The sequence below is a fragment of the Vibrio sp. TH_r3 genome (genome assembly GCF_033101115.1).
GTDB lineage: Bacteria > Pseudomonadota > Gammaproteobacteria > Enterobacterales > Vibrionaceae > Vibrio.
In genome coordinates this window covers 160,937-183,644 of sequence record NZ_JAWMPW010000005.1, presented here as the reverse complement: position 1 = coordinate 183,644, position 22,708 = coordinate 160,937, and the positions used below count along the sequence as shown (strand labels likewise).

Here is a 22,708-nt window from a genome sequence, read left to right as displayed (position 1 = left end):
TATTCCTTACTAGGTACGGTTGTGTATTTTGCTCATTGGCAGTCGCTATTATCAGCTAACTAATAACAAGCTAGCAGCCGACTAATCAAAGAGTTATTGAGCGAGTAGGCGAACATAATCACCATTTTGAACGTTTAATGCCGTAGCAACCTCTAGCGATAATAAGACCCGACCTGTTTCTTGATCATAGGCTGCTTTAGCTGCGGTAGCACGAAAGTTATCAAAACAAGTATTGATCATCAAATAGCTTTGAGAACTGGCATGATCGCTGATTTCCACTTTGGCTTTGAAGGAGTCTCTAACCGAGGCAATATTATTTAAATCACACTCTACTGTTGGGCCCGCATCAAAAATATCGACATAATCTCGACAGACAAATCCTTCTTTTTCGAGTAATTTTAATGCCGGCACTGTATTGTCATGAACTTGCCCAATAACAGCTTGAGCCTCTTTACTTAGTAGATTGACATAAATAGGGAGTTTCGGCATTAAATCGGCAATGAAACCTTTTTTGCCTATGCCGGTTAAATAATCAGCTAAGGTGAAATCAATAGAAAAAAAGTGTTCTTGTAGCCACTGCCAAAAAGGAGAGTTTCCGTGTTGATCAGATACCCCTCGCATTTCGGCAAAAACTGTTTTAGCGAATCGCTGTGGATGCTCGGCCATCATTAAAAAACGGCATTTAGACATTAACCGTCCATTAAGGCCACCGCGAAATGTTGGTCTCAAAAACAGGGTACACACTTCAGAGCAACCGGTGTAGTTGTTTCCAAAAGTGAGCAGTTTTACCACATTGTTTACCCCTAGCTTAGCGGATGAATGCACGACTTTACTTATGTGATAAGTATAAAAAGGCACATCCCAACCAATAGCGGCTTCTATTCCCGTGGTACCACCTATCTCGCCAGTTTCAGAATCGAAACCGACCATCAAGTAGCCTTCGTCTCCCGCTTTGGTGACGTTAGGTTTATTAAAACTTTCAACGGAATGGTTAATCCTATTGGTTAACAATTCTTCGTTTACAGGCAAGGAAGTAAAACCATGCCCGGATTCTTCTGCGCATACGCGCAAAGCATCATAATCTGTTTTTTGTATAGGCCTAACAACCAACATTTGCTGTACTCCTTGCAGGTTATGGATCCTAAAGTCCCATTTAGGATTAATCGTTTACCAACGAGGCGATGGCTTTCTCTAACTTCACTAAGCCTTGCTCAATATCTTTCTTATCGATAACAAGAGAAGGAGCAAAACGAACAACATTGGCACCAGCAACCAAAAGCATTAAGCCTTCTTTACCTGCTGCAACTAAAACGTCTCGAGCGCGACCTTGCCATTCTTCGTTTAGCGCTGCGCCAAGTAATAATCCTTTACCACGAATTTCGGTAAAAATAGGGTATTTTTGGTTTATAGCCTGTAAACCATCGCGGAACATTATCTCGCGTTCTTTTACTCCCGCTAATGTTTCCGGTTGGCTGATTAAGTCAACCACCGCTTCTGCCACAGCACACGCTAATGGATTACCACCATAAGTCGAACCATGGGTACCAACTTTTAAATGAGGCGCAAACTCATCAGTCGTCAACATGGCACCAATTGGAATACCGCCACCAAGTGATTTGGCTGTACTCAAAATATCAGGCGTCACACCTAATCCTTCATAAGCATAAAAAGTTCCGGTACGGCCATTACCTGTTTGTACTTCATCGAAAATCAACAGAGCATTGTGTTTATTACACAATTCCCGCACTGCTTGAGCAAATTCGTTACTTGGAAGTACAATTCCGCCTTCACCTTGCAAAGGTTCCATCATAACGGCACAAGTTTTGTCGGATATTTGCGCTTTAAACGCCTCTAAATCGTTGTAATCTAGGTGAGTGACATTGCCCGGCTTAGGTCCAAATCCATCAGAATAAGTAGATTGTCCGCCAACAGTAACCGTGAAGAAAGTTCGACCATGAAACCCTTGTTTAAAGGCAATAATTTCTGATTTTTCTTCACCATATTTATCAGCCGCAACACGACGAGCCAGTTTTAACGCGGCTTCATTTGCTTCTGCACCAGAATTGGCGAAAAAGACTTTATCGGCAAATGAAAGTTGAGTAAGTTTTTTGGCTAAGCGCAACGCAGGCTCATTGGTCATCACATTACTTAAATGCCAAAGTTTATTGGCTTGCTCAGTAATCGCTTTTACCATCACAGGGTGACAGTGACCTAAGCAACTCACCGCAATACCACCAGCAAAATCAATATATTCATTGCCTTGCTGATCCCATACTCGAGCACCTTGACCTTTTACCGGGATCATATCCATTGGGTTGTAACAAGGTACCATGACTTCATCAAATAGCTGACGGTCGACTTTATTATCCATTGCCTTCATTCTCCATATCGAAATCAATTGGATATATTTAGTTGAATATCAACCAATCGATTATTTGTCCTACTTTCACACGGCATTACGATGTAATTTATTTATTCGCGAAAGAGTCCCATTATTGACCATTTACTCATGAGTTAGTCGCTGTATTTAAAAATAATTCAAAAAGTTTTACTGAAAAAATGACTAAATACAGCAAATTCATCGAGTTTATATTTGTGACGTTTGAATAAACCATTCTAGAGAAAAAAAACGTGATGAAAAGCAATCTTTAATTAAAGCTGTCATTCGCTTTATTCAATAATAGATAAAGTATGCAAGGGACAAAATTTAAACGTGCTTGTTTGGAAGATAACAACTTAACAAATAAAGAACCTAAACAAAGTAGCAAATAAATTACTGGCAAAACTAAACTGATCAGGGAACGGGGAGTTAACTGTTAGGCACTCTGTATCATTAAAACATTTAACGACTCAGAAAATTAGCGAGAAGCTGATGACCTTGTTCAGTTTTTATCGATTCAGGGTGAAATTGAACCGCATCAATAGGCAAGGTTTTATGCTGAAAGCCCATAATTTCATTCATTAGACCATTTTGTTTCTCTGTCCAAGCCGTCAATTCAAACGCTTTAGGTAATGAAGCCTGTTTAACGATCAATGAATGGTAACGCGTTACAGTAAGCGGGTTATTAACACCAGCAAAAACACTTTTGCCATTATGTTGAATCTTGGAGGTTTTACCATGCATCACTTTTTCGGCTCGAATAATGTCACCACCAAACGCTTGCGCAATAGCTTGATGCCCTAAACAAACGCCAAATATAGGCAGTTTACCGGCAAAATATTTTATAGCCGATAATGAAATGCCTGCTTCGTTCGGTGTGCAAGGGCCGGGAGAAATAACCAAATGGCTGGGATTTAGTGCTTTAATTCCTTGAATATCAATATCATCATTCCTAATCACCTTTACCTCTACACCCAATTCGCAGAAATACTGGTATAAGTTATAAGTAAAGGAATCATAGTTATCAATAATAAGTAACATAAGGCTCGATAAAATGCTGTTTGGCTAACGCGACATTGTGCTATAGAGAATAAGAAAGGCAAGAAAAAACTGACAAATGACACAACTAAAAAATCCACCTTCAACAAGGTGGATTTATCGTCATCTTCGCTTCAATAGTCTGTCACTAAGGACGAGTAACAAAACCTACTGCTTCATAAACTTTTTTCAATGTAACTGCGGCACGTTCAGATGCTTTTTCTGCTCCCATCTTCATCACTGAATCTAAATACGCTCTATCATTTCTAATACGCTTATATTCCGCTTGTACCGGTTCAAGCATAGCGACCACCGCTTCCGCAACATCACCTTTTAAATGACCATACATTTTGCCTTGGTAATCCGCTTCAATTTCTGAGTAGGTTTTTCCCGTTGCCGCAGACATCAAGCCCATCAAGTTAGCAATACCTGGCTTATTCTTTATATCGTAAATAACACGAGGGGGATCTTCTGGGTCGGTTACTGCACTTTTAATCTTTTTGGTGATCGATTTTGGATCTTCTAAAAGAGTAATAACATTCTTACGATTATCATCCGATTTAGACATTTTTTTAGTTGCGTCTTGCAAGCTCATAACCCGAGCACCAACTTCTGGGATATAAGCTTTTGGGACTACAAACGTTTCGCCATATAGGTTATTAAATCGAGTGGCAATATCACGCGCTAACTCTAAATGTTGCATTTGATCGCTGCCCACCGGAACTTGCTCGGCTTGATAAATCAAAATATCGGCAGCCATTAATACCGGATAGTCGTACAAACCAACATTAATATCATTAGCGTAACGCTTAGATTTATCTTTAAATTGAGTCATACGATTCAATTCGCCCATTTGGGTATAACAGTTTAAAACCCATCCAAGTTGCGCATGTTCAGGCACATGTGATTGCACAAACAAAGTACTTTTTTCTGGCGTCACGCCAACCGCAAGACAAATTGATAATGCATCTAATGTTGCTTCGTAAAGTTTCTTTGCTTCTTGACGTACCGTAATCGCATGCAGATCAACAACACAATACTGGCAATCATAATCGTCTTGCATCTGTTGCCACTGACGTAGAGCACCTAAGTAATTACCAATACTTAGTTCACCTGATGGTTGAACACCACTTAATACGATAGGTTTGCTCATTTTATGATTTCCTTCACTTACTTAATATTTATGTAGCTAATAATTTAAAGACTTGCCGCTAAATGATACTTATTGGTCGAGTTTACACTCTAAGACAAAATATCTAGTAATTCAGAGAGTTGGTCTGCGACAAAATCTGGGTTCGAATCTGATATTGACTCGCCATGATTGTAACCATAGGTTAAACCAAATGAAAGACAGCCTGCGTTCTTTGCTGCCAAAATATCATTTTTTGAATCCCCTACCATCAACATTTGCTCCGCAGAAAAACCGTGCTTTTCAAGTAACCAATTAAGAGCAATCGGATCAGGTTTTCGCTTTGGAAAATCTTCACCACCAATTGTATCGCTAAAAAAATGACTTAATTTATGCTGCTGCAGAATTTCAGGAACAAACTTAGAGGGTTTATTGGTCACTAACGCCATAACATACCCTCGTTGCTGTAATTGTTTTAACGTATCAACAACGGTTGGATATAAGTGACTTAATTTATGACCACTTGCCGCATAAAATTCATCAAACATCTTACGCGCAGTTTTAATATCAGTTGAGCTTAGGCTTTCATCCACATGAATGTTTCGACTTAAACCTCGTGCGATAAGCACATCTGCACCATTGCCAACCCAATCTCTTACTTCAACTTCGGCAATAGGCGAATGCCCTAAAGCTTGTACAGTTTGATCCACAGCCCACGCCAAATCAGGAACACTGTCCAATAACGTTCCATCTAAATCAAAGGCTATGAATTTTACTTTCTCAAATGACATTTTGTTCTCCGTCACAAAATTATTAATTCTATCTATTCGTCGTCAACAAGGATAAGTTTTATCCTATGCTCTGGCTAAAGGTCTAACGAGTTACTTTGGCTAACTCGGTGCGCATTTGATCAATCACAGCTTTATAGTCTGGTTGATTAAAAATAGCGGAGCCAGCGACAAACATATCCGCACCTGCTTGGGCTATTTCAGCAATATTATCTACTTTTACACCGCCATCGATCTCTAAACGAATATCTCGGCCCGAAGCATCAATTCGTTGACGAATATGTTGTAGTTTATCTAAAGAACTAGGAATAAATGACTGACCACCAAACCCCGGATTAACCGACATAAGCAAAATCATATCAACTTTATCAATTAAATAGTCAAGGTAGCTTAATGGTGTGGCAGGGTTAAAGACTATTCCGGCTTGGCATCCGCATTCTTTTATCAATTGAATACTTCTGTCTAAATGGTCTGAAGCTTCAGCATGAATGGTAATCATGGTTGCACCCGCTTCAGCAAAATCAGGAATAATTCTATCAACAGGCTTAACCATCAAATGCACATCAATCGGTGCGGTAATACCATAGTCACGCAAAGCTTTACAAATTGGGGCTCCAAAAGTGAGGTTTGGTACAAAATGGTTGTCCATCACATCAAAGTGAACCACATCAGCACCAGCAGCAAGAACACGTTCTACGTCTTCTCCTAAGCGGGCAAAATCGGCAGATAAAATGGACGGCGCAATGAGAAAGTCTTTCATACTAGGTCTCTTAAATAGAATCGGGTGAAATGTGCTGCTAATTCTACCGAAGGAAACTAACCGTTGATAGTATAAAGTAACGAAAACAAATTTATACCAAGCTTATTTTAATACGCTCATCTTCGATTTCTTCATCAGGTTTGAACAAAGCAAACAGTTCGTTCACTTTATTCCTTGTACCACCGTTTCGGCTAATTGTTCGCTTGACCTGAATAGCGTCTAACTCCGCGCCTTTGTACAAGCGACGAGTGTGAGCAGTATCATGATTAGAAATCAACACTGGTATGCCACGCTTCTTGGCCGTTCGCTCAGAGACTTCGGCCAAATTGGCTTGATCATCCAAGGTAAAACCATTCCCAGCGTAAGAGGTGAAATTGGCTGTATTAGACAAAGGTGCATAAGGGGGGTCACAATAAATAACACTACCTTTGCGCGCTCGTGAAAAAGTATCAATATAACTTTCACACACAAATGTGGCTTTTTGGGCTTTCTCAGCAAAAAAAATCAGTTCTTTTTCTGGGAAGTAAGGTTTTTTATAAGAGCCAAATGGAACATTAAACCCACCCTTTTTGTTATACCGGCACAAGCCATTGAAACCAAATCGATTCATATATAAAAAGGCAGTAGAACGAAACCAAAGATCATCTGTGGCATTAAACTGCGCACGAGTGTCTAAATAAAACTCTCGTTTATTACTTTCTGGTTTAAAGAAACGTCTTGATTCTTCGATGTATTTTTCTGGCTCGGTTTTGAGCAAATTGTAGATATTAATCAAATCCTGATTGATATCCGCAAGTAGGTATTCTTCATAGTCAGTATTCAAAAAAACAGATCCTGCCCCGACAAATGGCTCAATCAGTTTTTTTGCAGGCGGCAGGTGGCTTTGTATATTTTCCACCAGCCCATATTTCCCACCAGCCCATTTAAGGAATGCACGCTGCTTCTTTTTCATCTACCGCTCAAACCACCCACTATTTTTCGAGGTTGCGGACTGTAACACATTTTAAAGCTAGCGTTAATTTGCACGCTCAATTTCTCTATGTACTTGTAACATCGATTTAGCCCAAGGCTCTAGATCTTGGACGGCTTGAGGTAATTCTGACCTAGCATCTCGAGCACCCTGAATGGTTGAAAAATCTTTATAGGTGATAATAAACCACTGAGCATTATCTCGACGAGTAGGATAAATCCGAACATCATTCTCTATGCCGTACTTAGTGATAAAGCTTTGAGTCTCACTTAGTGAATTCAATGCGGCTATTTGTAAGGTATAACTACGATCAGATATAGCCATTAGCTCTTGTTTAGCAAAAGAGAAAGTAATTAAAGGCGGTGCATCTTTATCTCTTTGAAAATCAGTTTCTGCCACAGGTGGTGCTTTTTCTAGTTGAGCCTGTAAAACTGCATCGTCAATAACTTGAGTATCTGAAGTATCACCGTCTAACAATGCATCGACAACATTAGATGGAACAACCAATCGTTTTCCATCATCAGAATGACCAACCGTTGCCGTACTATCAATAACCTGTGGAGGTAGCGCGGTTGAATCATCTACCGCCGTCGATTTATCCACTAACTCTATCGTTTGTGAGCTATCTTCACTTTGGCTACTATCCAACTGTACAGTTGGGATAGCAGTTTGTTCAACAAACGTTTGATCTTCATTGGTTTCAATGTCTATTGATGGTCCAGAATGATTGAAAAACCAGAAGTAACCACCAACAATAAGCAACAATAAAATAAAAATGAGTATGGCTATTTTTATTGGTGAGCCAATTATTGAGCGAATAATGATTCGTTTTTCCACTTTAGTCTCTCCTAATGCCATTAGAGCACCTGGTAGCGGTGGTGTATTTTTTACTTTATTACGAACTTTTCTTTTTTCATCTTCTCCCGATACATATTTCAGCACCAAGAGTTCCATAAACATCTTAACTTCAGAGGCGGTAAGACGTTCGATCTCCAACGATAAAGGTTTGCTCTCTTGCCCGTAACTTAAACGCGAAAGTACATTATCTAAACTATTTCCTGTTGTGAATAAAACAACATTAATGTTCCATTGCGGGGTAACTTGAGCTTGTAAAACCAGAGTCCAAAGTTCTCCTAATATTGCTTCACTTAGTAATTGAGCATCATCAATAACAAAAACAACATCGCAACTATTATCTTCCAACAAACGACTAAAGCTATCCGCTATAGGATCATTTTCGTTAAACAATGGATTAGAAACAATTTGGTTTAATAGAATCGTTCTTTTTTGTGCGTCAGTTTGATTCGCATGACACATCAGGAGGGACTGATTTTTATCTTGAGCCCAAGCCTCTAAATAGCGTTGCGCTATCCAAGACTTACCGGAGTTTTTCTCTCCGGTAATATTGGTTAAATTGGAACCAAATCGCGTAAGAAGTCGTAATCGATCAAGCAGTTCTATTTGCGACTCTAAGTCTAAAACTCGCAACTCATGGGCCAAACTCATTACAGTGTTCCTATTGAATTCAAGTTATTAAAAGGTTTTACCTGTTAACACCGACAATAGTCTATTGCTTGCTTGATTTTTTCACTAGGCACATCAGACACAACGTCAGCACAACCAATACCTGTCGGTAAAACAAGGCGTAATTGACCAGACAATACTTTTTTGTCTCGCATCATATGCTGCATAAAATCATCGAAAGACATAGTCTCAGGTGTATGAACTGGTAACTTAGCTTTAACTAGTATAGCTATTATTCGTTCAAGTTGCTGTTGTGTAATTAAATTTTGCAGTTGAGCTGTTTTTGCGGCCATCACTGTACCAGCAGAAACGGCTTCACCATGCAACCAATTACCATAGCCTAATTCAGCTTCAATTGCGTGACCAAAAGTGTGTCCAAGATTAAGCAGAGCTCGAATACCCGCTTCTTTTTCATCTTGCTCTACCACTTCCGCTTTAATCGCACAACAACGAGCAATAGCATAAGTAAGTGCTTGCTCATCCTGTGAATAGAGTCGATCCATGTTATCTTCTAACCAAACAAAGAAATCTTGATCATAGATAATGCCATATTTGATCACTTCAGCCATGCCCGCCGCAAACTCTCGCTCGGGAAGTGTAGCTAAACAATTAGTATCAATTATAACCGATTGAGGTTGATAAAAAGCGCCAATCATATTCTTGCCAAGCGGATGATTAACAGCTGTTTTACCACCAACTGAAGAATCGACTTGCGACAATAGTGTTGTTGGCACTTGAACAAAATCGACACCGCGTTGGTAACTCGCAGCCACAAAGCCGACTAGATCTCCAATCACACCGCCACCTAAAGCAATAAGAGTGACATCTCTTGCAAAATTACCTTCTAAGAGAAAACCCATTACCGTTTCAAACGTCTGTAATGTTTTATATTTTTCACCATCAGGTAATTCTAGAATTGACACTTCACACCCTTGTTTTTCTATCAGAGAAACCAGTTTATCTGCATAGATAGGTGCAACAGTCACATTGCTAATTACGACGACTTTTTTCTTGGCGGATAAGAAAGAAAAGTACGCCGAGTCATTAAATAACTCGGCGCCGATAGAAATAGGGTAGCTTCGTTCACCAAGATCAACGGTGATCTTTTCCATGGTTTGCTCTCCGTAATTGAACTTAACGTTCTTCTAGCATTTTTACGATTTGATTTGCTACTACTTTAGCACTTTGATCATCAGTGCGAACAGTATAATCCGCGACTTCTTCATACAAAGCGTTACGCTCATCTGCCAATGATTCCAAAACTTCTTTTGGGTCATCTGTTTGTAATAGAGGGCGTTTTTTGTCTCTGTTAGTACGTGCTAATTGCTTTTCGATTGTTGTTTCAAGATAAACAACGATACCTCGGGCAGAAAGTCGATTACGGTTATCTTTACTTTTAACCGAACCACCTCCTGTTGCTAGAACAATACCTTGTTGTTCAGTTAGGTCATTAATAACCGTTTCTTCGCGTTTGCGGAAACCATCTTCACCTTCAACATCAAATACCCAAGCGATATCTGCGCCTGTGCGTTCTTCAATAACTGTATCTGAGTCCAAAAACTCCATATGCAGTTGCGATGCTAGGTGTCTACCTATTGTACTTTTGCCAGCACCCATCGGGCCAACAAGAAAAATATTACGTTTTTCAGCCATGTTCAGCATTAATTTACAGCGTTAATTCAATGACATTGCCACACATTCAGTTGCTATTAATCGCTCAGCGAACTTCATTGGTGACACCGATTCCTCACAGTACTGTCGTGATAAGACCCGAAATTATCTAGATCTGCTGACAGTAATGCAACCTAATTTTACTTTGTTTTATTAATTTAAGTGATAGAGGAACTGTGTTCAGCTAATAATAAAGCCATAAAATCATTTTAAATCAATTAAATAAACCTATTCTCTCATAATTTTCGGCGTGACAAATATAAGTAATTCTCTTTTCGTTTCATTTTCATAAGTACGCTTAAACAAGTTCCCTAGCACTGGAATATCCGCTAAAAGTGGCACTTTATCTACCGAGCTGATCATAGAATGCTCAAAAATACCGCCAAGCACGATAGTTTCACCATCATTAACAATGACCTGAGTGTCTATTCGTTGAGTATCTATTGCTATTGCCTCTCCTGTTCCTGTTTGAACTATTTGACCAGGCCGATCTTGAGTAACGAGTAAATCTAACATTATCCTATTATCTGGCATAATTTGAGGGGTGGCTTCTAAACTAAGTACCGCTTTTCTAAATTTAACCGTAGCCGCTCCACTTTCACTCGATTCGAGATATGGAATTTCAGAACCTTGTTCAATATAGGCAGGTTTCTTATTCATTGTTAGTAATTTAGGGCTAGATATAACTTCCGCTTTCGATTCCGCCTGTAAAGCCGATAGCTCTAAATCGAGCAAAGCAGAGGAACCAAATGTGCCTATTTGAAAAGCAATACTAGACGCATTAACCGACGAACTGGCCAAATTCACATTCAAATAATCGGCAATATCAATAGCAGCATCATCAGATAATAAATCATTATTGATACCTTCTATTGAACCACCAATATTATCCGCTTTAATTCCCCATCGAACCCCTAACTCTTGTACATTGCCTTCATTTATAATCACTATTCTTGCTTCTATATGCACTTGTTTTACAGGAGAATCAAGCTCAGTAATTATTTGTGCTATGTGTTCTAAATACGCTTTCTGATCTCTCACTATGATCGTATTGGTTCGCACATCAAAGCCAATAGTTCCTTGTTCACTGAGCATACTTTGGCTCAACAATTGAACCAAAGATTCAGCGTCAGCATATTTAATCGGTATAAACCTCAAATCAACTGGCGGCTCAGACAATAAACTTTTTTCTACTTTTGGCTTTTTTATGGTGATGACAGAATGGACTGGAACTAAGGGATCCTCTTTGGGTGTTGAAATATCATTGAAAGGGTCTCGATTAATAACTGCCTGATAAGTTTTACTTGGTGACTCAGATTTAACTACTTGTGGTTCAGAAACGATTGTTCGCTCTTCAGCCTCAACGTCACTGACAAAAACAAATGCAACATAGCAAAACATCACCAAACATAAGTAAGCATGTAATTTATTCATGGTTGTTATCCAAATTTGCCACTTGATAGATAAGTGCAGTAATACGTATATCTAATAGTTGGTCGGCTGTTAGGCTATTTTTAAGACTTAATTGGTCGATCACAACTAAGTTACTCAGTGTTGCAATATCTTGAGAAAAGTAGGCCACATCATGATACTTGCCTCTTAATTGGATATTTATTGCCAACTGGTAAAGAAAGTTACTCTCCATTTTTTGCCCCCAACTCAAATCAATCACCTCTAATTTATTCTCTCGCGCTTTTTGGTTGATTGAGGTCAAAATAGTGGTTAGATGTTCATTATTAGGTAAAGCTTGAAGAAACTCAGAGACCTGTAATTTTTTGTCTACATTTAGCTGCTCTAACGCAACTCGACTGGTTGATTGCTCTTTGTGGAATTGATCACGCTTAATTTGATAATCAATTTGTGCTTCTGATTGCAATGTATAAAGATGATTTTTTTCGCTCATTTTCGGTGAAATAAAAATAACAGACAAAAGCAGTTGAAAAATCGCAGCTAATACTAAAATTAGTGCCAATTGAATATAAATTGGTTTGTATGCTAGGTCATCTATTTGCAACTGAGACAGTGTGATTTTTATTTCTTGCCAGAACTTCATCAGCTACTCCTGTATTGTTAATAAATTGGCTCCATAACTAAATGCCTATGATTATCCACTTACTCATATCACTACTTACTCATCCAACGACAACTCTTGAAGACTAAATAATAGAGAAAAGTAATAAGACACAGGGTATGTATCACGAGTGAACATAGACTGGATTTCAACATTGGATAATTGCTGGTTATATTTCAAATCATTGACCAGTTTATCGACTGAATCGGCTTGATAAGAGAAGCCAGATAAGTAAACCTTAGCGCCATTTTTTGAAACGCTGTCCAACACAAGGTCTTGGGGAAGCAGCACTGCTAATAAATTAAACACTAACACCATTGAGTACTTACTATTCTTTAGAGCACTTATGTGGATCAACTGTTCATCTAACACAGCTTGTTCTGCTTGCAATTGAACGATCAAAGCACGCTGTTTATCAACAGAAACGCCCATTGTTTCGAGTTCAACAATAGAGCTCTGAATATGAACGCCTTGTTGATAAATATAAAGATACCACCAACCCTGAGCAAGCGTAGAGAGTATCAAGCCAATAACCGTCAGCAAATATAATCGTCTTTTTAGGTAGTGGCGCTTCGTCTCTCGCCAAGGAAGAAAATTAATGTTGGTTAACATTACATAGCTCCTTTCCATGTAAGACCACTAATTGCAACGCCAATTGTCTTTGCGAAGCCGTTCAAATAGTTTGTATCCAGCTCTCCAATAAACAAATCAGATAAAACTAATCTGTCTAATTTTATTACTCGCTCCATAGACATAACTAGCTTGAATTCAGATACTATTTTTTGCTCATCCTCTTGCGAACCTGCCCCATCACTACTTAACCAAACCTGGTGAGGTTGAACCACCGATTTTGCTACTAACTCTCCTTTTATAAACGGATCGATAAATACTTTTAATTGCTTTATGAATTCATTCATCCCTAATTCGTTTAACTGTAAAATACCAAATTCGATTGTTTTACATTGATGTATCTGCGTTGAATCGACAAAACAAAATAAGCTTCGGCTCTGTTCAATATGCAGCAAACTATGGCTCTGTTCATTTTGACTGGCTTGGTTACTCCAATAGTGCGTAATCAATGACAACAATTGCATTAACGCCATATTTTCACTCTGTATTAGCCGAAGAGTAAAACCAGATTCCTTAAAGGTCTCAATTCTATCTTCTACCACCTGACGATAGGTTGCATAAACATGAACGTTATTAACCTCTGTATTGTTGTCTTTTTCTCGTGATACAAAATCGATACTTAGATCGTCTAACGGTATGGAAGACTCAAGAGAAAGTGCTTGTTGTACGGCAAATTGCAAATCTGTGTTCTTCAAACCAGGATCTATCGAAACCACTAAATTGAATACCAACTGTTCAGGCAAAAAATGAGCAACATTAGTACAACGCTTAGGTAAGTTATTCTTTAGTTCTGCCAACTTATTGGCGATTTCAAACGTATTAAAACGACCATCAGCGGAAAATAAGGACGTGGTTGCATGCAACTCAATACAAGACTTAACGCTATAACGCCCTTTATTTGCACGAATCATAACGGCTTTTATAGAGTATTCACTCACATCTACACCAGTAATAAAGGACTCGCTCATGTTTGTATTGCTCCCTTTAAAAATATAAAGTGCGTAAAAATATAGAGTACGTAAATGCATAAATTTTAAGCTCAGAGCTTTATCCATATGCTAAACTGTTGCCTTAATGTACTCGGATTCATAACCAAACAACCTCAATCAATCAGGGAATTTTCGGTGAAGTTCATAAAGCGTCTACTTATTCTTGCAGTGATTTGCATCATTCTTGGAGTCACAACAATAGTTGCCTTCTATTTTTATTTGAAACCACAACTTCCAGACGTAGCAACGTTAAAGGATGTTGAATTACAAACTCCCATGCAGGTGTATAGCCAAGACAATAAGCTGATCGCTCAATTTGGTGAAAAACGCCGGATCCCGCTCCGAATAGATGAAATGCCTAAAGAATTGCTAGAGGCAATTATTGCCACTGAAGATAGTCGTTTTTATTCTCACTACGGTATCGACCCTATCGGTATTACTCGCGCGGCTATTGTGGTGATTATGTCAGGCTCGGCAAAACAAGGTGCCAGTACCATCACTCAGCAATTGGCTCGAAATTTTTTCTTATCGAACGAAAAAAAATTAATTAGAAAAATAAAAGAGATGTTTATTGCTTTTCATATCGAGCAACTGTTGACCAAAGATGAAATTTTAGAGCTATATCTAAACAAAATTTATTTAGGTCATCGTTCTTATGGTGTAGGCGCAGCCGCTCAAGTTTACTTTGGTAAAGAGGTAAAAGACTTGTCTTTAGGAGAACTCGCATTAATCGCTGGGTTACCAAAAGCACCTTCGACGATGAACCCAATTTACTCGATAGACCGTGCAACAACACGTAGAAATGTAGTTCTCGCGCGCATGTTAGATGAAAAATACATCAGCCAAGAAGAATATGAAGAAGCGAAAAGCGAAGAACTGCTTGGTAGATCATTCGGTACAGAAATTGAGGTAAATGCGCCTTATATTGCAGAAATAGCACGTTCTTGGATGGTTGATAAATATGGAGAACAAGCCTATACATCAGGCATGAAGGTGTTTACAACTGTTGATTCTAAATTACAACAAGCTGCACAAACGGCTGCTATCGGCAATCTTCTTAACTATGATGAAAGACACGGTTACAGAGGAGCAGAGCAACAAGTTTGGCAACAAGAAGAAGACGCATTGAATGAAGAAGAATTAATCGCACACCTCAAAAAGCAACCGACTTATGGCCAATTAACCCCAGCAGTGGTGATTTCTGTCGAAGATAAAAGTGCTCGTGTTTATATAAAGAATCAAGGGTATGCCGAGCTCTCTTGGGATGCGATAAAATGGGCAAGAAAATTTATAACCGATGAAAGACAAGGACGAGCACCCAAAACGGCGAACGACATTCTTGCTCAAGGAGAACAAATTTGGGTCAGACCTGACGCCGCTAAATCTAGCGACGAAGAAAATATAGGGAATGAAAATCCAACAGAAACCACATGGAAACTCAGCCAAGTTCCGAATGCTAACACAGCTTTTGTTGCCATCAATCCTAATAATGGAGCGGTTATCTCTCTGGTCGGCGGTTTTAACTTTATTCATAGTAAATTCAATCGAGCAACTCAATCAGTTCGTCAAGTTGGTTCGGGTATAAAACCCTTTATCTATTCAGCAGCTATAGATAAAGGGATGTCATTAGCCAGTTTAATTAATGATGCACCTATCAACAGCTGGGATGAACAAGCGGGAACTGCATGGCGTCCGAAAAACTCACCTCCAACATATATCGGACCAACAAGAATGCGCATTGGTCTAGCTCAATCTAAAAACGTCATGGCGGTAAGAGTTCTTAGGTCTGTAGGATTAGAGGACACACGCAATTACTTAACTCGTTTCGGTTTTGAACTCGATAAATTGCCAAAATCGGAAACCATTGCACTTGGTGCTGGTAGTTTAACGCCGGTAAAACTGGCTCAAGGATATTCAGTATTTGCCAATGGTGGCTATTATGTTGAACCTTACTATATTTCAAAAGTAGAAGGGCCATTTGGTGATTTAGAATTCCAAGCTGAACCTACTTTAATTTGCAAAACAAATTGCGATACCGCCACTACAACAATGGAAGATAACAACCAACAAAACGATCAACTGAACCGGAGCACTCAGTTAGACGAAAGTGATTCGTTTGCGCAAAGTAATAGTGACGATTTTAACGAGGTAGATGTTAACGAAGCGGAACAACAATACGCCCCTCAAGTCATTACCGAACAAAACGCTTTTCTAGTGAGAGAGTTACTCTATAGCAATATTTGGGGTGGCGGTGATTGGTCAAAAGGAACGGGCTGGAATGGAACGGGCTTCAGAGCCCAAAAATTAGGCAGACGAGACGTTGGAGGAAAAACCGGTACCACCAATGATTCCAAGGATGCTTGGTATAACGGTTACGGTCCTAATGTTGTTGCTGTTTCTTGGGTTGGATTCGATAACCACAATCGAAAATTAGGTAGAACAAGTAGAAACCCTAATTTAGCTCGAAATGAACAAGCCACAGGCGGAGAAGCTGGTGCAAAAACCGCTCAGCCGGCTTGGATTGACTTCATGAAAGTCGCCTTGGCAGACGCACCCAAAACTGAAAAAGTTATTCCTGCAGGAATTGTACGAATTAGAATAGATAGAGAATCGGGTTTGCGTACTAACAAGTCTGACTCAAGCTCAATGTTTGAATACTTCGAACGAGGTACCGAGCCAACTCGTTTCGCTGAAGAAGCGAATCATGACAAGCTTGATATCTACTCCACTCAAAGTGAAACGGGTGGAGAAGAATCTCTGTTCTAAGTTAAGTTACACAGCTCAATTATCTGCGTGAGTTAATCTCATACTCACGCAGATAAAATAATCATCAAAAAACGACTCAAAACGCTATTGCAAATAACTAGAAATAGATTGAGCCAAGGCTTCAAAACGGTGTCGTAAAGGTGAACCAGCTCTGTAAGCTAATACGATTTTGCGAGTTGGGATCGGGTCTTTAGCCTTTAAGTACTTCACCCCATCTTGAACTTTACTCGCTGGCACAGAAAGCTCAGGTAATAAAGTAATCCCTCCCCCTGCTGCGACCATATTCCTAAGTGTTTCTAGGCTGGTTGCCTTAAATCGTTCATCATCTTTTGCTCCAGCTGCAAAACAAAAACCTAATGCTTGGTCTCTTAAACAGTGCCCGTCACCTAAAGAGAGTACCGTGTGTCCATTAAGTTGCTGCATGTCGAGTTCGTTCAAACTGGCCCATTCATGCTCGCACGGTACTGCGACATATAATGGTTCAACATAGAGATCCAGCTCTTTGAATGGTTCCGTTTCTGCTACAGAAGCCAACACTAAACAATCTAGTCGCCCTTCTTCTAACTGACTAACTAATTGATTGGTCTGGGCCTCATGTAAAAAAAGCTCTAAATCTGGAAAATCCTTCTTTAAATGCGGAATAATCTTCGGCATTAAATACGGGCCAACCGTAGGAATAAAGCCAATATGCAATGGTCCACTCATTTCATTACCTTGCAAACTGGCCATATCAACAAAGGTTTTAACTTCGTTGAGAATTTTTTTAGCTTGATTAACAAGCTGCAAACCCGATTCAGTGAACAACACTCGACGGCTACTTCGTTCTAAAAGTGCAGTACCGAGTTCATCCTCTAATTTGCGAATTTGGCCACTTAACGTAGGTTGGCTCACAAAACAAGCTTCTGCGGCTTTGCGAAAATGCTTATGTTCAGCTAAAGCTACAAGGTACTCAAAGTCTCTTATATTCATGCTTACCTTAAAGATAGAATTAAACTATCGGTACTATAGTATTAAACGATTAGAACTATCAACGAAAATATCTAATAATTAACTCAACAAAACGGAAACCCGTTACACAATTTAAAATCAGTTCTGCTAAATTAAGCTAGGAACTTACCATTTAAACCCGAGGAAATTTATTATGTTAACATCTAAAGAAGGTCAAAACGTCCCACAAGTTACTTTCCCTGCTCGTCAAGGTGATGCATGGGTTAACTTAACCACAGATGAGTTGTTTAAAGATAAAACTGTGATTGTATTCAGTCTACCGGGCGCGTTTACACCGACTTGTTCTTCTAGTCACCTACCTCGTTATAACGAATTGTATTCTGTATTTAAAGATCACGGTGTCGATGACATTCTTTGCGTATCAGTAAACGACACTTTCGTAATGAATGCTTGGAAAAATGACCAAGAAGCCGAAAACATTACCTTCATCCCAGATGGTAACGGCGATTTCACTGACGGCATGGGCATGTTAGTCGACAAAAACGAAATTGGTTTTGGCAAGCGTTCATGGCGTTACAGCATGCTAGTAAAAAATGGCGTAGTTGAAAAAATGTTCATCGAACCAAATGAACCAGGCGACCCGTTCAAAGTTTCTGATGCTGACACAATGTTGAACTACATTGCTCCTGAATATAAAACGCAAGAATCCGTAACGGTATTTACTAAACCTGGTTGTCCTTTCTGTGCAAAAGCAAAACAGAATCTAATCGGTAAAGGACTTCAGTATGAAGAAGTTGTTTTGGGTAAAGATGCAACAACCGTAACTTTACGTGCAATAACAGGTAAAACAACGGTTCCACAAGTTTACATTGGCGGTAAACACATTGGTGGTAGTGAAGAGTTAGAAGCTTATCTTGGCTAATCAGTGACAATTAATAGGCCTTATTCGTTACTTATTAATCACGATTAAATGGCGATAATGGCTATTTGAAGGAAACCAGAGCGCAGCACACGCTCACTCTGATTTCCTTCTTTCAAAGCACCAATTAATTATAACGGCTACTTAACAACGGTTACTAACATCAAATATTAGTAAAACCGGCTATGACTAAAATTAACGGTTTGCAAAACCAGCTATTGCTAAAACCAACAACAGCTTAAATATCAAAAAGAGATTTCCCATGAAAAAAATAAATGTAGATGTGGCCGTTATTGGCGGTGGCACAGCGGGTCTTGGCGCCTATCGCGCAGCAAAAGCGCATAATAAAAACGTCGTTATGATTGAAGGTGGTCCTTACGGCACAACGTGTGCTCGAGTAGGTTGCATGCCATCAAAATTACTTATTGCCGCAGCAGAAAGCGTTCATCAGATAGAAAAAGCCCCTGCATTTGGTGTTTACCCTCAAGGTGAAACGGTTATCAATGGCAGAGAAGTGATGGACCGAGTAAAACGAGAACGAGACCGATTTGTAGGTTTTGTACTTGAAGGTGTTGATGAAATTCCAGCTGAAGACAAAATCTCTGGCTATGCTAAATTCGTTAATAATACAACATTAGTTGTTGATGACCATACAGAAATACAGGCAGAACGTATTGTTATTGCAACGGGTTCACGTCCTGCTTACCCCGGAGTTTGGAATGATCTTGGCGACAGGCTAGTTATTAATGATGACGTGTTTGAATGGGATGATTTACCAGAATCTGTGGCGGTATTTGGCCCTGGTGTGATTGGTTTAGAACTGGGACAGGCACTACATCGCTTAGGTGTTAACGTAAAATTATTTGGTGTGGGTGGACAAGTAGGCCCTATCTCTGATCCAGAAGTTATGGCATACGCAAATAAAGCGTTTAAAGAAGAATTTTACCTAGATGCAGACGTAAAAGTTGAGAAAATGGAGCGTGTAGGTGACAAAGTAGAAATCGTATTTATCAACCAAGATCAGCAACCTGAAACCTTTATAGTCGATTACGTTTTGGCTGCAACGGGTCGTAGAGCAAACGTTGATAAATTAGCGATTGAAAATACCGATGTGCAACTAGATGATCGTGGTGTGCCAACAGCCGATTATTTCACTTTGCAAACCTCAGTCAGCAGTATTTTTATTGCAGGTGATGCAAGCAATCAAATACCTCTGTTACACGAAGCGGCGGATCAAGGTCGTATTGCTGGTGATAACGCTGGCCGATACCCTGATATCCGAGCAGGACTGCGTCGTTCATCTATTTCTGCAGTATTTACTGACCCACAAATTGCAATGGTAGGTGAAACATACAAACAGATAACCGATAGACTAGGCAGTTGTGGTTGCTTTGCAACAGGTGAAGTATCATTTGAAGGACAAGGCCGTTCTAGAGTCATGTTGAGAAACAAAGGGTTACTGCATGTTTATGGCGAACAAGGTACCGGTCGCTTCTTAGGTGCTGAAATGATGGGACCAAATGCAGAACATCTTGCTCATTTACTTGCTTGGGCACATCAGAACAAAATGACTATTTCTGAAATGCTCGACATGCCTTTCTATCATCCTGTCATTGAAGAAGGCGTTCGTACCGCATTACGAGATTTAAATGCGAAACTGCACCTTGGACCAGAAATGATTAAAAACTGCCTCGATTGCGGCCCTGGTTGTTAATTAATACCAAATATCAATCGGCTACTCGACTCCTGTTGAGTAGCCGACTGGCTATTCACTATTCACTATTCACTATTCACTGAACCTATTTGTAAAAACAAACAAATTCAATAAAAAGCATCACCCTATCAACAACACAAATCTATGAGAAACACAAAAAAAACGGTATCCTAATCGCCTGTTTCTCCGATACGACACCGCTATGCAAGACAAACACGGGCTACTAACAGCGCCGATACCTCAAGTTCTTCGTACTATGACAATCCCAATGGTGTTTGGCTTAATTGCGATCTTGATGTTTAATCTTGTTGATACTTTTTTTATCTCGTTACTCGGTACGGATTCACTCGCCGCCATCAGTTTTACTTTTCCAGTGACCTTTGGAGTCAATTGCATCACCATGGGTATAGGTATTGGCCTATCCACTAACATTGCCAGATTATTAGGCCAAGGCAACAACAAAGATGCCGCTCGTTTTACCTCTCATGGATTACTTCTGGCCATACTGCTCATTTCCATCGCCTCTATATTCGGCATATTTACCATTGACCCTCTGTTTCGATTTTTAGGCGCAGAAGACAAACTAATCTTACTCATCAAAGACTATATGTTTGTCTGGTATCTCACTATACCTTTGTTGGTTATTCCAATGGCGGGCAATAGCGCAATTAGAGCAACAGGAGACACCAAAACACCAGCCAAAATAATGATTGTGTCTGGCGGTCTAAACGGTATTTTAGACCCTTTACTTATTTTTGGTTATGGCCCCTTTCCAGAGCTAGGAATAAAAGGTGCAGCAATCGCCAGTGCACTAAGTTGGTTGGGCGCTTTAGCTTGCTCACTGTATCTATTGATCAAACGAGAAAAATTACTGGCGATACCTAATTTTTCGTACCTTATGTCAGACTGGAAACAAGTGTTAAAAATAGGCACTCCTGCCGGTCTATCCAATGCAATGACGCCTATTTCAGGTGCAGTTCTGATGATAATATTGGCCAGTCATGGTACCGCTGCTGTCGCAGCTTACGGAGCCGCCCAACGTATCGAATCCATTTTATTATTGGTTCTGATGTCGCTAACATCAGCTCTCACCCCTTTTATGGCGCAAAATTTAGGCGCAAAAAATTATGAACGTAGCTTTAAGGCTATGTTTCTTTCCATGCGCTTTTCTATTGGGTTTCAATTCATTTTGTTTATTATGATGGTGCCATTAAGTATTCCACTCGCGGCCTTATTTGGCCGAGAAGAAAGTGTTAATGATTTAATCTGGCTTTACCTTGTTATTGTGCCTTTTAGCTATGGATTTCAAGGTATTATTATGTTGTTAGTTAGTAGCTTAAATGCAATGCATAAGCCGCTGCAGGCTTTCTATTGGAGTTTTATGCGGTTGTTTGTATTTACTGTGCCCGCAGCATGGATAGGAAGTTGGCTATACCAAGTTCAAGGACTGTTTATTGGTATAGCATTAGGCAACGTCTTAGGTGGTATATGTGGCTATATTTATGCAATTCGACTAAAGAAAACCATGAATACTTCAATGCTCAATATCGATGACAAAAACGTCGATCAAATAGTGAGCGAAAAGTACTAAATTCCAGCACCGTCAATATAACCATGCTGTTTACCATTAAAGCCCTGATCCATATCTTCAGAAGGCTTATCAGTCATCGGTCTCCCAACTATTTTAGCCGGTACACCTGCAACGGTAGTATGTTCCGGAACGGCTTGCAGCACTACCGAACCAGAACCAATTTTGGCACCAACGCCCACTTCAATGTTACCGAGAATCTTAGAACCCGCTCCAATCATTACTCCTTCACGGATCTTAGGATGTCGGTCACCACACTCTTTACCTGTACCGCCTAACGTAACGTTTTGCAGTATAGACACATCATTTTCAACCACCGCTGTTTCACCAATAACAATACCAGTAGCATGGTCAAGCATAATACCTCGACCAATCGTTGCAGCTGGATGAGCATCAACCTGACAAGCAACAGAAATTTGATTTTGCAAATACGTCGCCAAGGCTACTCGTCCTTGTTTCCATAAATAATTGGCAACTCTGTATCCCTGTAAAGCATGAAACCCTTTAAGATAAAGCAATGGAATAGAATACAAACTTACCGCAGGATCTCGGCTAACAGTGGCACAAATATCTGCGGCCGCTGATTCGGTTATCTCAGGGTCGGCGGCTAATGCCTCTTCCACCACTTCACGCACTGCCATAGCCGGCATAGAAGCAGTTTTGAATTTATTGGCTAATATGTAGCTCAAAGAAGCACAAAGACTATCATGATTAATAATCGTTGCATGGTAAAAGCTCGCTAACATAGGCTCTTGAACAGATTGTTCTCTCGCTTCCTTTACAATCGTCTGCCATACATTACTTGGCTTACAGTGCTTCATAC

Annotated in this window: 19 protein-coding genes and 1 pseudogene; 4 read left to right on the top strand and 16 right to left on the bottom strand. The window is 39.7% G+C overall.

The genetic code is table 11. The annotated features are described in order from the left end of the window. Nucleotides 1-93: 93 nt before the first annotated feature. The 14 genes and pseudogenes from astA to pilM all read right to left on the bottom strand — a co-directional run bounded on the left by astA (nt 94) and on the right by pilM (nt 13,929). Nucleotides 94-1,113: an arginine N-succinyltransferase gene (gene astA, locus R3X26_RS07485; RefSeq protein WP_317716595.1), complete on the bottom strand. Its 1,020-nt coding sequence runs from the start codon at nt 1,111-1,113 to the stop codon at nt 94-96. A 46-nt stretch (nt 1,114-1,159) separates the two neighbouring features. Further along, nucleotides 1,160-2,371, bottom strand: coding sequence for an aspartate aminotransferase family protein (locus tag R3X26_RS07480; RefSeq protein WP_317716594.1), 1,212 nt, complete (start codon nt 2,369-2,371; stop codon nt 1,160-1,162). Nucleotides 2,372-2,842: 471 nt separating this feature from the next. Beyond that, the gene (locus R3X26_RS07475) at nt 2,843-3,421 is read right to left on the bottom strand and encodes an aminodeoxychorismate/anthranilate synthase component II (protein ID WP_317716593.1); all 579 of its coding nucleotides are present in this window, start codon (nt 3,419-3,421) and stop codon (nt 2,843-2,845) included. A gap of 145 nt (nt 3,422-3,566) precedes the next feature. Continuing rightward, complete coding sequence (gene trpS, locus R3X26_RS07470; protein WP_317716592.1) at nt 3,567-4,571, bottom strand: tryptophan--tRNA ligase; 1,005 nt, start codon at nt 4,569-4,571, stop codon at nt 3,567-3,569. Nucleotides 4,572-4,660: 89 nt separating this feature from the next. Continuing rightward, on the bottom strand, nt 4,661-5,338 hold the full coding sequence (locus R3X26_RS07465) for a phosphoglycolate phosphatase (RefSeq protein ID WP_317716591.1): 678 nt from the start codon (nt 5,336-5,338) through the stop codon (nt 4,661-4,663). An 82-nt stretch (nt 5,339-5,420) separates the two neighbouring features. Next, nucleotides 5,421-6,095 (bottom strand): ribulose-phosphate 3-epimerase, encoded by a 675-nt coding sequence (rpe, locus tag R3X26_RS07460; RefSeq protein ID WP_317716590.1) that lies wholly within the window; start codon nt 6,093-6,095, stop codon nt 5,421-5,423. Nucleotides 6,096-6,186: 91 nt separating this feature from the next. Further along, complete coding sequence (locus R3X26_RS07455; RefSeq protein ID WP_317716589.1) at nt 6,187-7,047, bottom strand: Dam family site-specific DNA-(adenine-N6)-methyltransferase; 861 nt, start codon at nt 7,045-7,047, stop codon at nt 6,187-6,189. Between the two features lie 63 nt (nt 7,048-7,110). Beyond that, nucleotides 7,111-8,571, bottom strand: a complete 1,461-nt coding sequence (locus R3X26_RS07450) for an AAA family ATPase (protein ID WP_317716588.1) — start codon at nt 8,569-8,571, stop codon at nt 7,111-7,113. 44 nt (nt 8,572-8,615) lie between these two features. Then, nucleotides 8,616-9,701 (bottom strand): 3-dehydroquinate synthase, encoded by a 1,086-nt coding sequence (gene aroB / locus R3X26_RS07445; RefSeq protein ID WP_317716587.1) that lies wholly within the window; start codon nt 9,699-9,701, stop codon nt 8,616-8,618. 22 nt (nt 9,702-9,723) lie between these two features. Continuing rightward, entirely contained in the window at nt 9,724-10,242 is a 519-nt protein-coding gene (gene aroK, locus R3X26_RS07440) for a shikimate kinase AroK (protein ID WP_317716586.1), read from the bottom strand. Nucleotides 10,243-10,488: 246 nt separating this feature from the next. Next, nucleotides 10,489-11,466 (bottom strand): annotated as a pseudogene (gene pilQ, locus R3X26_RS07435) (type IV pilus secretin PilQ); the annotation flags it as partial. A gap of 220 nt (nt 11,467-11,686) precedes the next feature. Next, on the bottom strand, nt 11,687-12,313 hold the full coding sequence (locus tag R3X26_RS07430) for a type 4a pilus biogenesis protein PilO (protein WP_317716585.1): 627 nt from the start codon (nt 12,311-12,313) through the stop codon (nt 11,687-11,689). A gap of 75 nt (nt 12,314-12,388) precedes the next feature. Beyond that, nucleotides 12,389-12,943 (bottom strand): PilN domain-containing protein, encoded by a 555-nt coding sequence (locus R3X26_RS07425; protein WP_317716584.1) that lies wholly within the window; start codon nt 12,941-12,943, stop codon nt 12,389-12,391. Further along, a complete protein-coding gene (gene pilM, locus R3X26_RS07420) occupies nt 12,943-13,929 on the bottom strand; it encodes a pilus assembly protein PilM (protein WP_317716583.1) in 987 nt (328 codons plus the stop codon). The genes R3X26_RS07425 and pilM overlap by 1 nt, the downstream gene beginning before the upstream one ends. A 156-nt stretch (nt 13,930-14,085) precedes the next feature. Here pilM and R3X26_RS07415 point away from each other — a divergent pair, with 156 nt between their 5' ends. Then, nucleotides 14,086-16,716, top strand: a complete 2,631-nt coding sequence (locus R3X26_RS07415; protein ID WP_317716582.1) for a PBP1A family penicillin-binding protein — start codon at nt 14,086-14,088, stop codon at nt 16,714-16,716. Between the two features lie 84 nt (nt 16,717-16,800). Here the strand turns inward: R3X26_RS07415 and oxyR are convergent, their stop codons facing one another. Next, nucleotides 16,801-17,685: a DNA-binding transcriptional regulator OxyR gene (gene oxyR / locus R3X26_RS07410; protein WP_317716581.1), complete on the bottom strand. Its 885-nt coding sequence runs from the start codon at nt 17,683-17,685 to the stop codon at nt 16,801-16,803. A gap of 172 nt (nt 17,686-17,857) precedes the next feature. Between oxyR and R3X26_RS07405 the strand changes: the two genes are divergently transcribed. The 3 genes from R3X26_RS07405 to R3X26_RS07395 all read left to right on the top strand — a co-directional run bounded on the left by R3X26_RS07405 (nt 17,858) and on the right by R3X26_RS07395 (nt 21,888). Further along, nucleotides 17,858-18,586, top strand: coding sequence for a redoxin family protein (locus tag R3X26_RS07405; protein WP_317716580.1), 729 nt, complete (start codon nt 17,858-17,860; stop codon nt 18,584-18,586). Nucleotides 18,587-18,845: 259 nt separating this feature from the next. Further along, nucleotides 18,846-20,297, top strand: coding sequence for a dihydrolipoyl dehydrogenase (locus tag R3X26_RS07400; RefSeq protein WP_317716579.1), 1,452 nt, complete (start codon nt 18,846-18,848; stop codon nt 20,295-20,297). Nucleotides 20,298-20,499: 202 nt separating this feature from the next. Next, the gene (locus R3X26_RS07395) at nt 20,500-21,888 is read left to right on the top strand and encodes an MATE family efflux transporter (protein ID WP_317716578.1); all 1,389 of its coding nucleotides are present in this window, start codon (nt 20,500-20,502) and stop codon (nt 21,886-21,888) included. Here R3X26_RS07395 and cysE read toward each other — a convergent pair. Beyond that, entirely contained in the window at nt 21,885-22,706 is an 822-nt protein-coding gene (gene cysE / locus R3X26_RS07390; RefSeq protein ID WP_317716577.1) for a serine O-acetyltransferase, read from the bottom strand. The genes R3X26_RS07395 and cysE overlap by 4 nt on opposite strands. Between the last annotated feature and the right edge of the window lie 2 nt (nt 22,707-22,708).

Excerpts from the sequence above, each read along its gene's own strand:
- astA (WP_317716595.1), bottom strand. The coding sequence starts at position 1,113 with ATGTTGGTTGTTAGGCCTATACAAAAAACAGATTATGATGCTTTGCGC.
- R3X26_RS07480 (WP_317716594.1), bottom strand. The coding sequence starts at position 2,371 with ATGGATAATAAAGTCGACCGTCAGCTATTTGATGAAGTCATGGTACCT.
- R3X26_RS07475 (WP_317716593.1), bottom strand. The coding sequence starts at position 3,421 with ATGTTACTTATTATTGATAACTATGATTCCTTTACTTATAACTTATAC.
- trpS (WP_317716592.1), bottom strand. The coding sequence starts at position 4,571 with ATGAGCAAACCTATCGTATTAAGTGGTGTTCAACCATCAGGTGAACTA.
- R3X26_RS07465 (WP_317716591.1), bottom strand. The coding sequence starts at position 5,338 with ATGTCATTTGAGAAAGTAAAATTCATAGCCTTTGATTTAGATGGAACG.
- rpe (WP_317716590.1), bottom strand. The coding sequence starts at position 6,095 with ATGAAAGACTTTCTCATTGCGCCGTCCATTTTATCTGCCGATTTTGCC.
- R3X26_RS07455 (WP_317716589.1), bottom strand. The coding sequence starts at position 7,047 with ATGAAAAAGAAGCAGCGTGCATTCCTTAAATGGGCTGGTGGGAAATAT.
- R3X26_RS07450 (WP_317716588.1), bottom strand. The coding sequence starts at position 8,571 with ATGAGTTTGGCCCATGAGTTGCGAGTTTTAGACTTAGAGTCGCAAATA.
- aroB (WP_317716587.1), bottom strand. The coding sequence starts at position 9,701 with ATGGAAAAGATCACCGTTGATCTTGGTGAACGAAGCTACCCTATTTCT.
- aroK (WP_317716586.1), bottom strand. The coding sequence starts at position 10,242 with ATGGCTGAAAAACGTAATATTTTTCTTGTTGGCCCGATGGGTGCTGGC.
- R3X26_RS07430 (WP_317716585.1), bottom strand. The coding sequence starts at position 12,313 with ATGAAGTTCTGGCAAGAAATAAAAATCACACTGTCTCAGTTGCAAATA.
- R3X26_RS07425 (WP_317716584.1), bottom strand. The coding sequence starts at position 12,943 with ATGTTAACCAACATTAATTTTCTTCCTTGGCGAGAGACGAAGCGCCAC.
- pilM (WP_317716583.1), bottom strand. The coding sequence starts at position 13,929 with ATGAGCGAGTCCTTTATTACTGGTGTAGATGTGAGTGAATACTCTATA.
- oxyR (WP_317716581.1), bottom strand. The coding sequence starts at position 17,685 with ATGAATATAAGAGACTTTGAGTACCTTGTAGCTTTAGCTGAACATAAG.
- R3X26_RS07405 (WP_317716580.1), top strand. The coding sequence starts at position 17,858 with ATGTTAACATCTAAAGAAGGTCAAAACGTCCCACAAGTTACTTTCCCT.
- R3X26_RS07400 (WP_317716579.1), top strand. The coding sequence starts at position 18,846 with ATGAAAAAAATAAATGTAGATGTGGCCGTTATTGGCGGTGGCACAGCG.
- R3X26_RS07395 (WP_317716578.1), top strand. The coding sequence starts at position 20,500 with ATGCAAGACAAACACGGGCTACTAACAGCGCCGATACCTCAAGTTCTT.
- cysE (WP_317716577.1), bottom strand. The coding sequence starts at position 22,706 with ATGAAGCACTGTAAGCCAAGTAATGTATGGCAGACGATTGTAAAGGAA.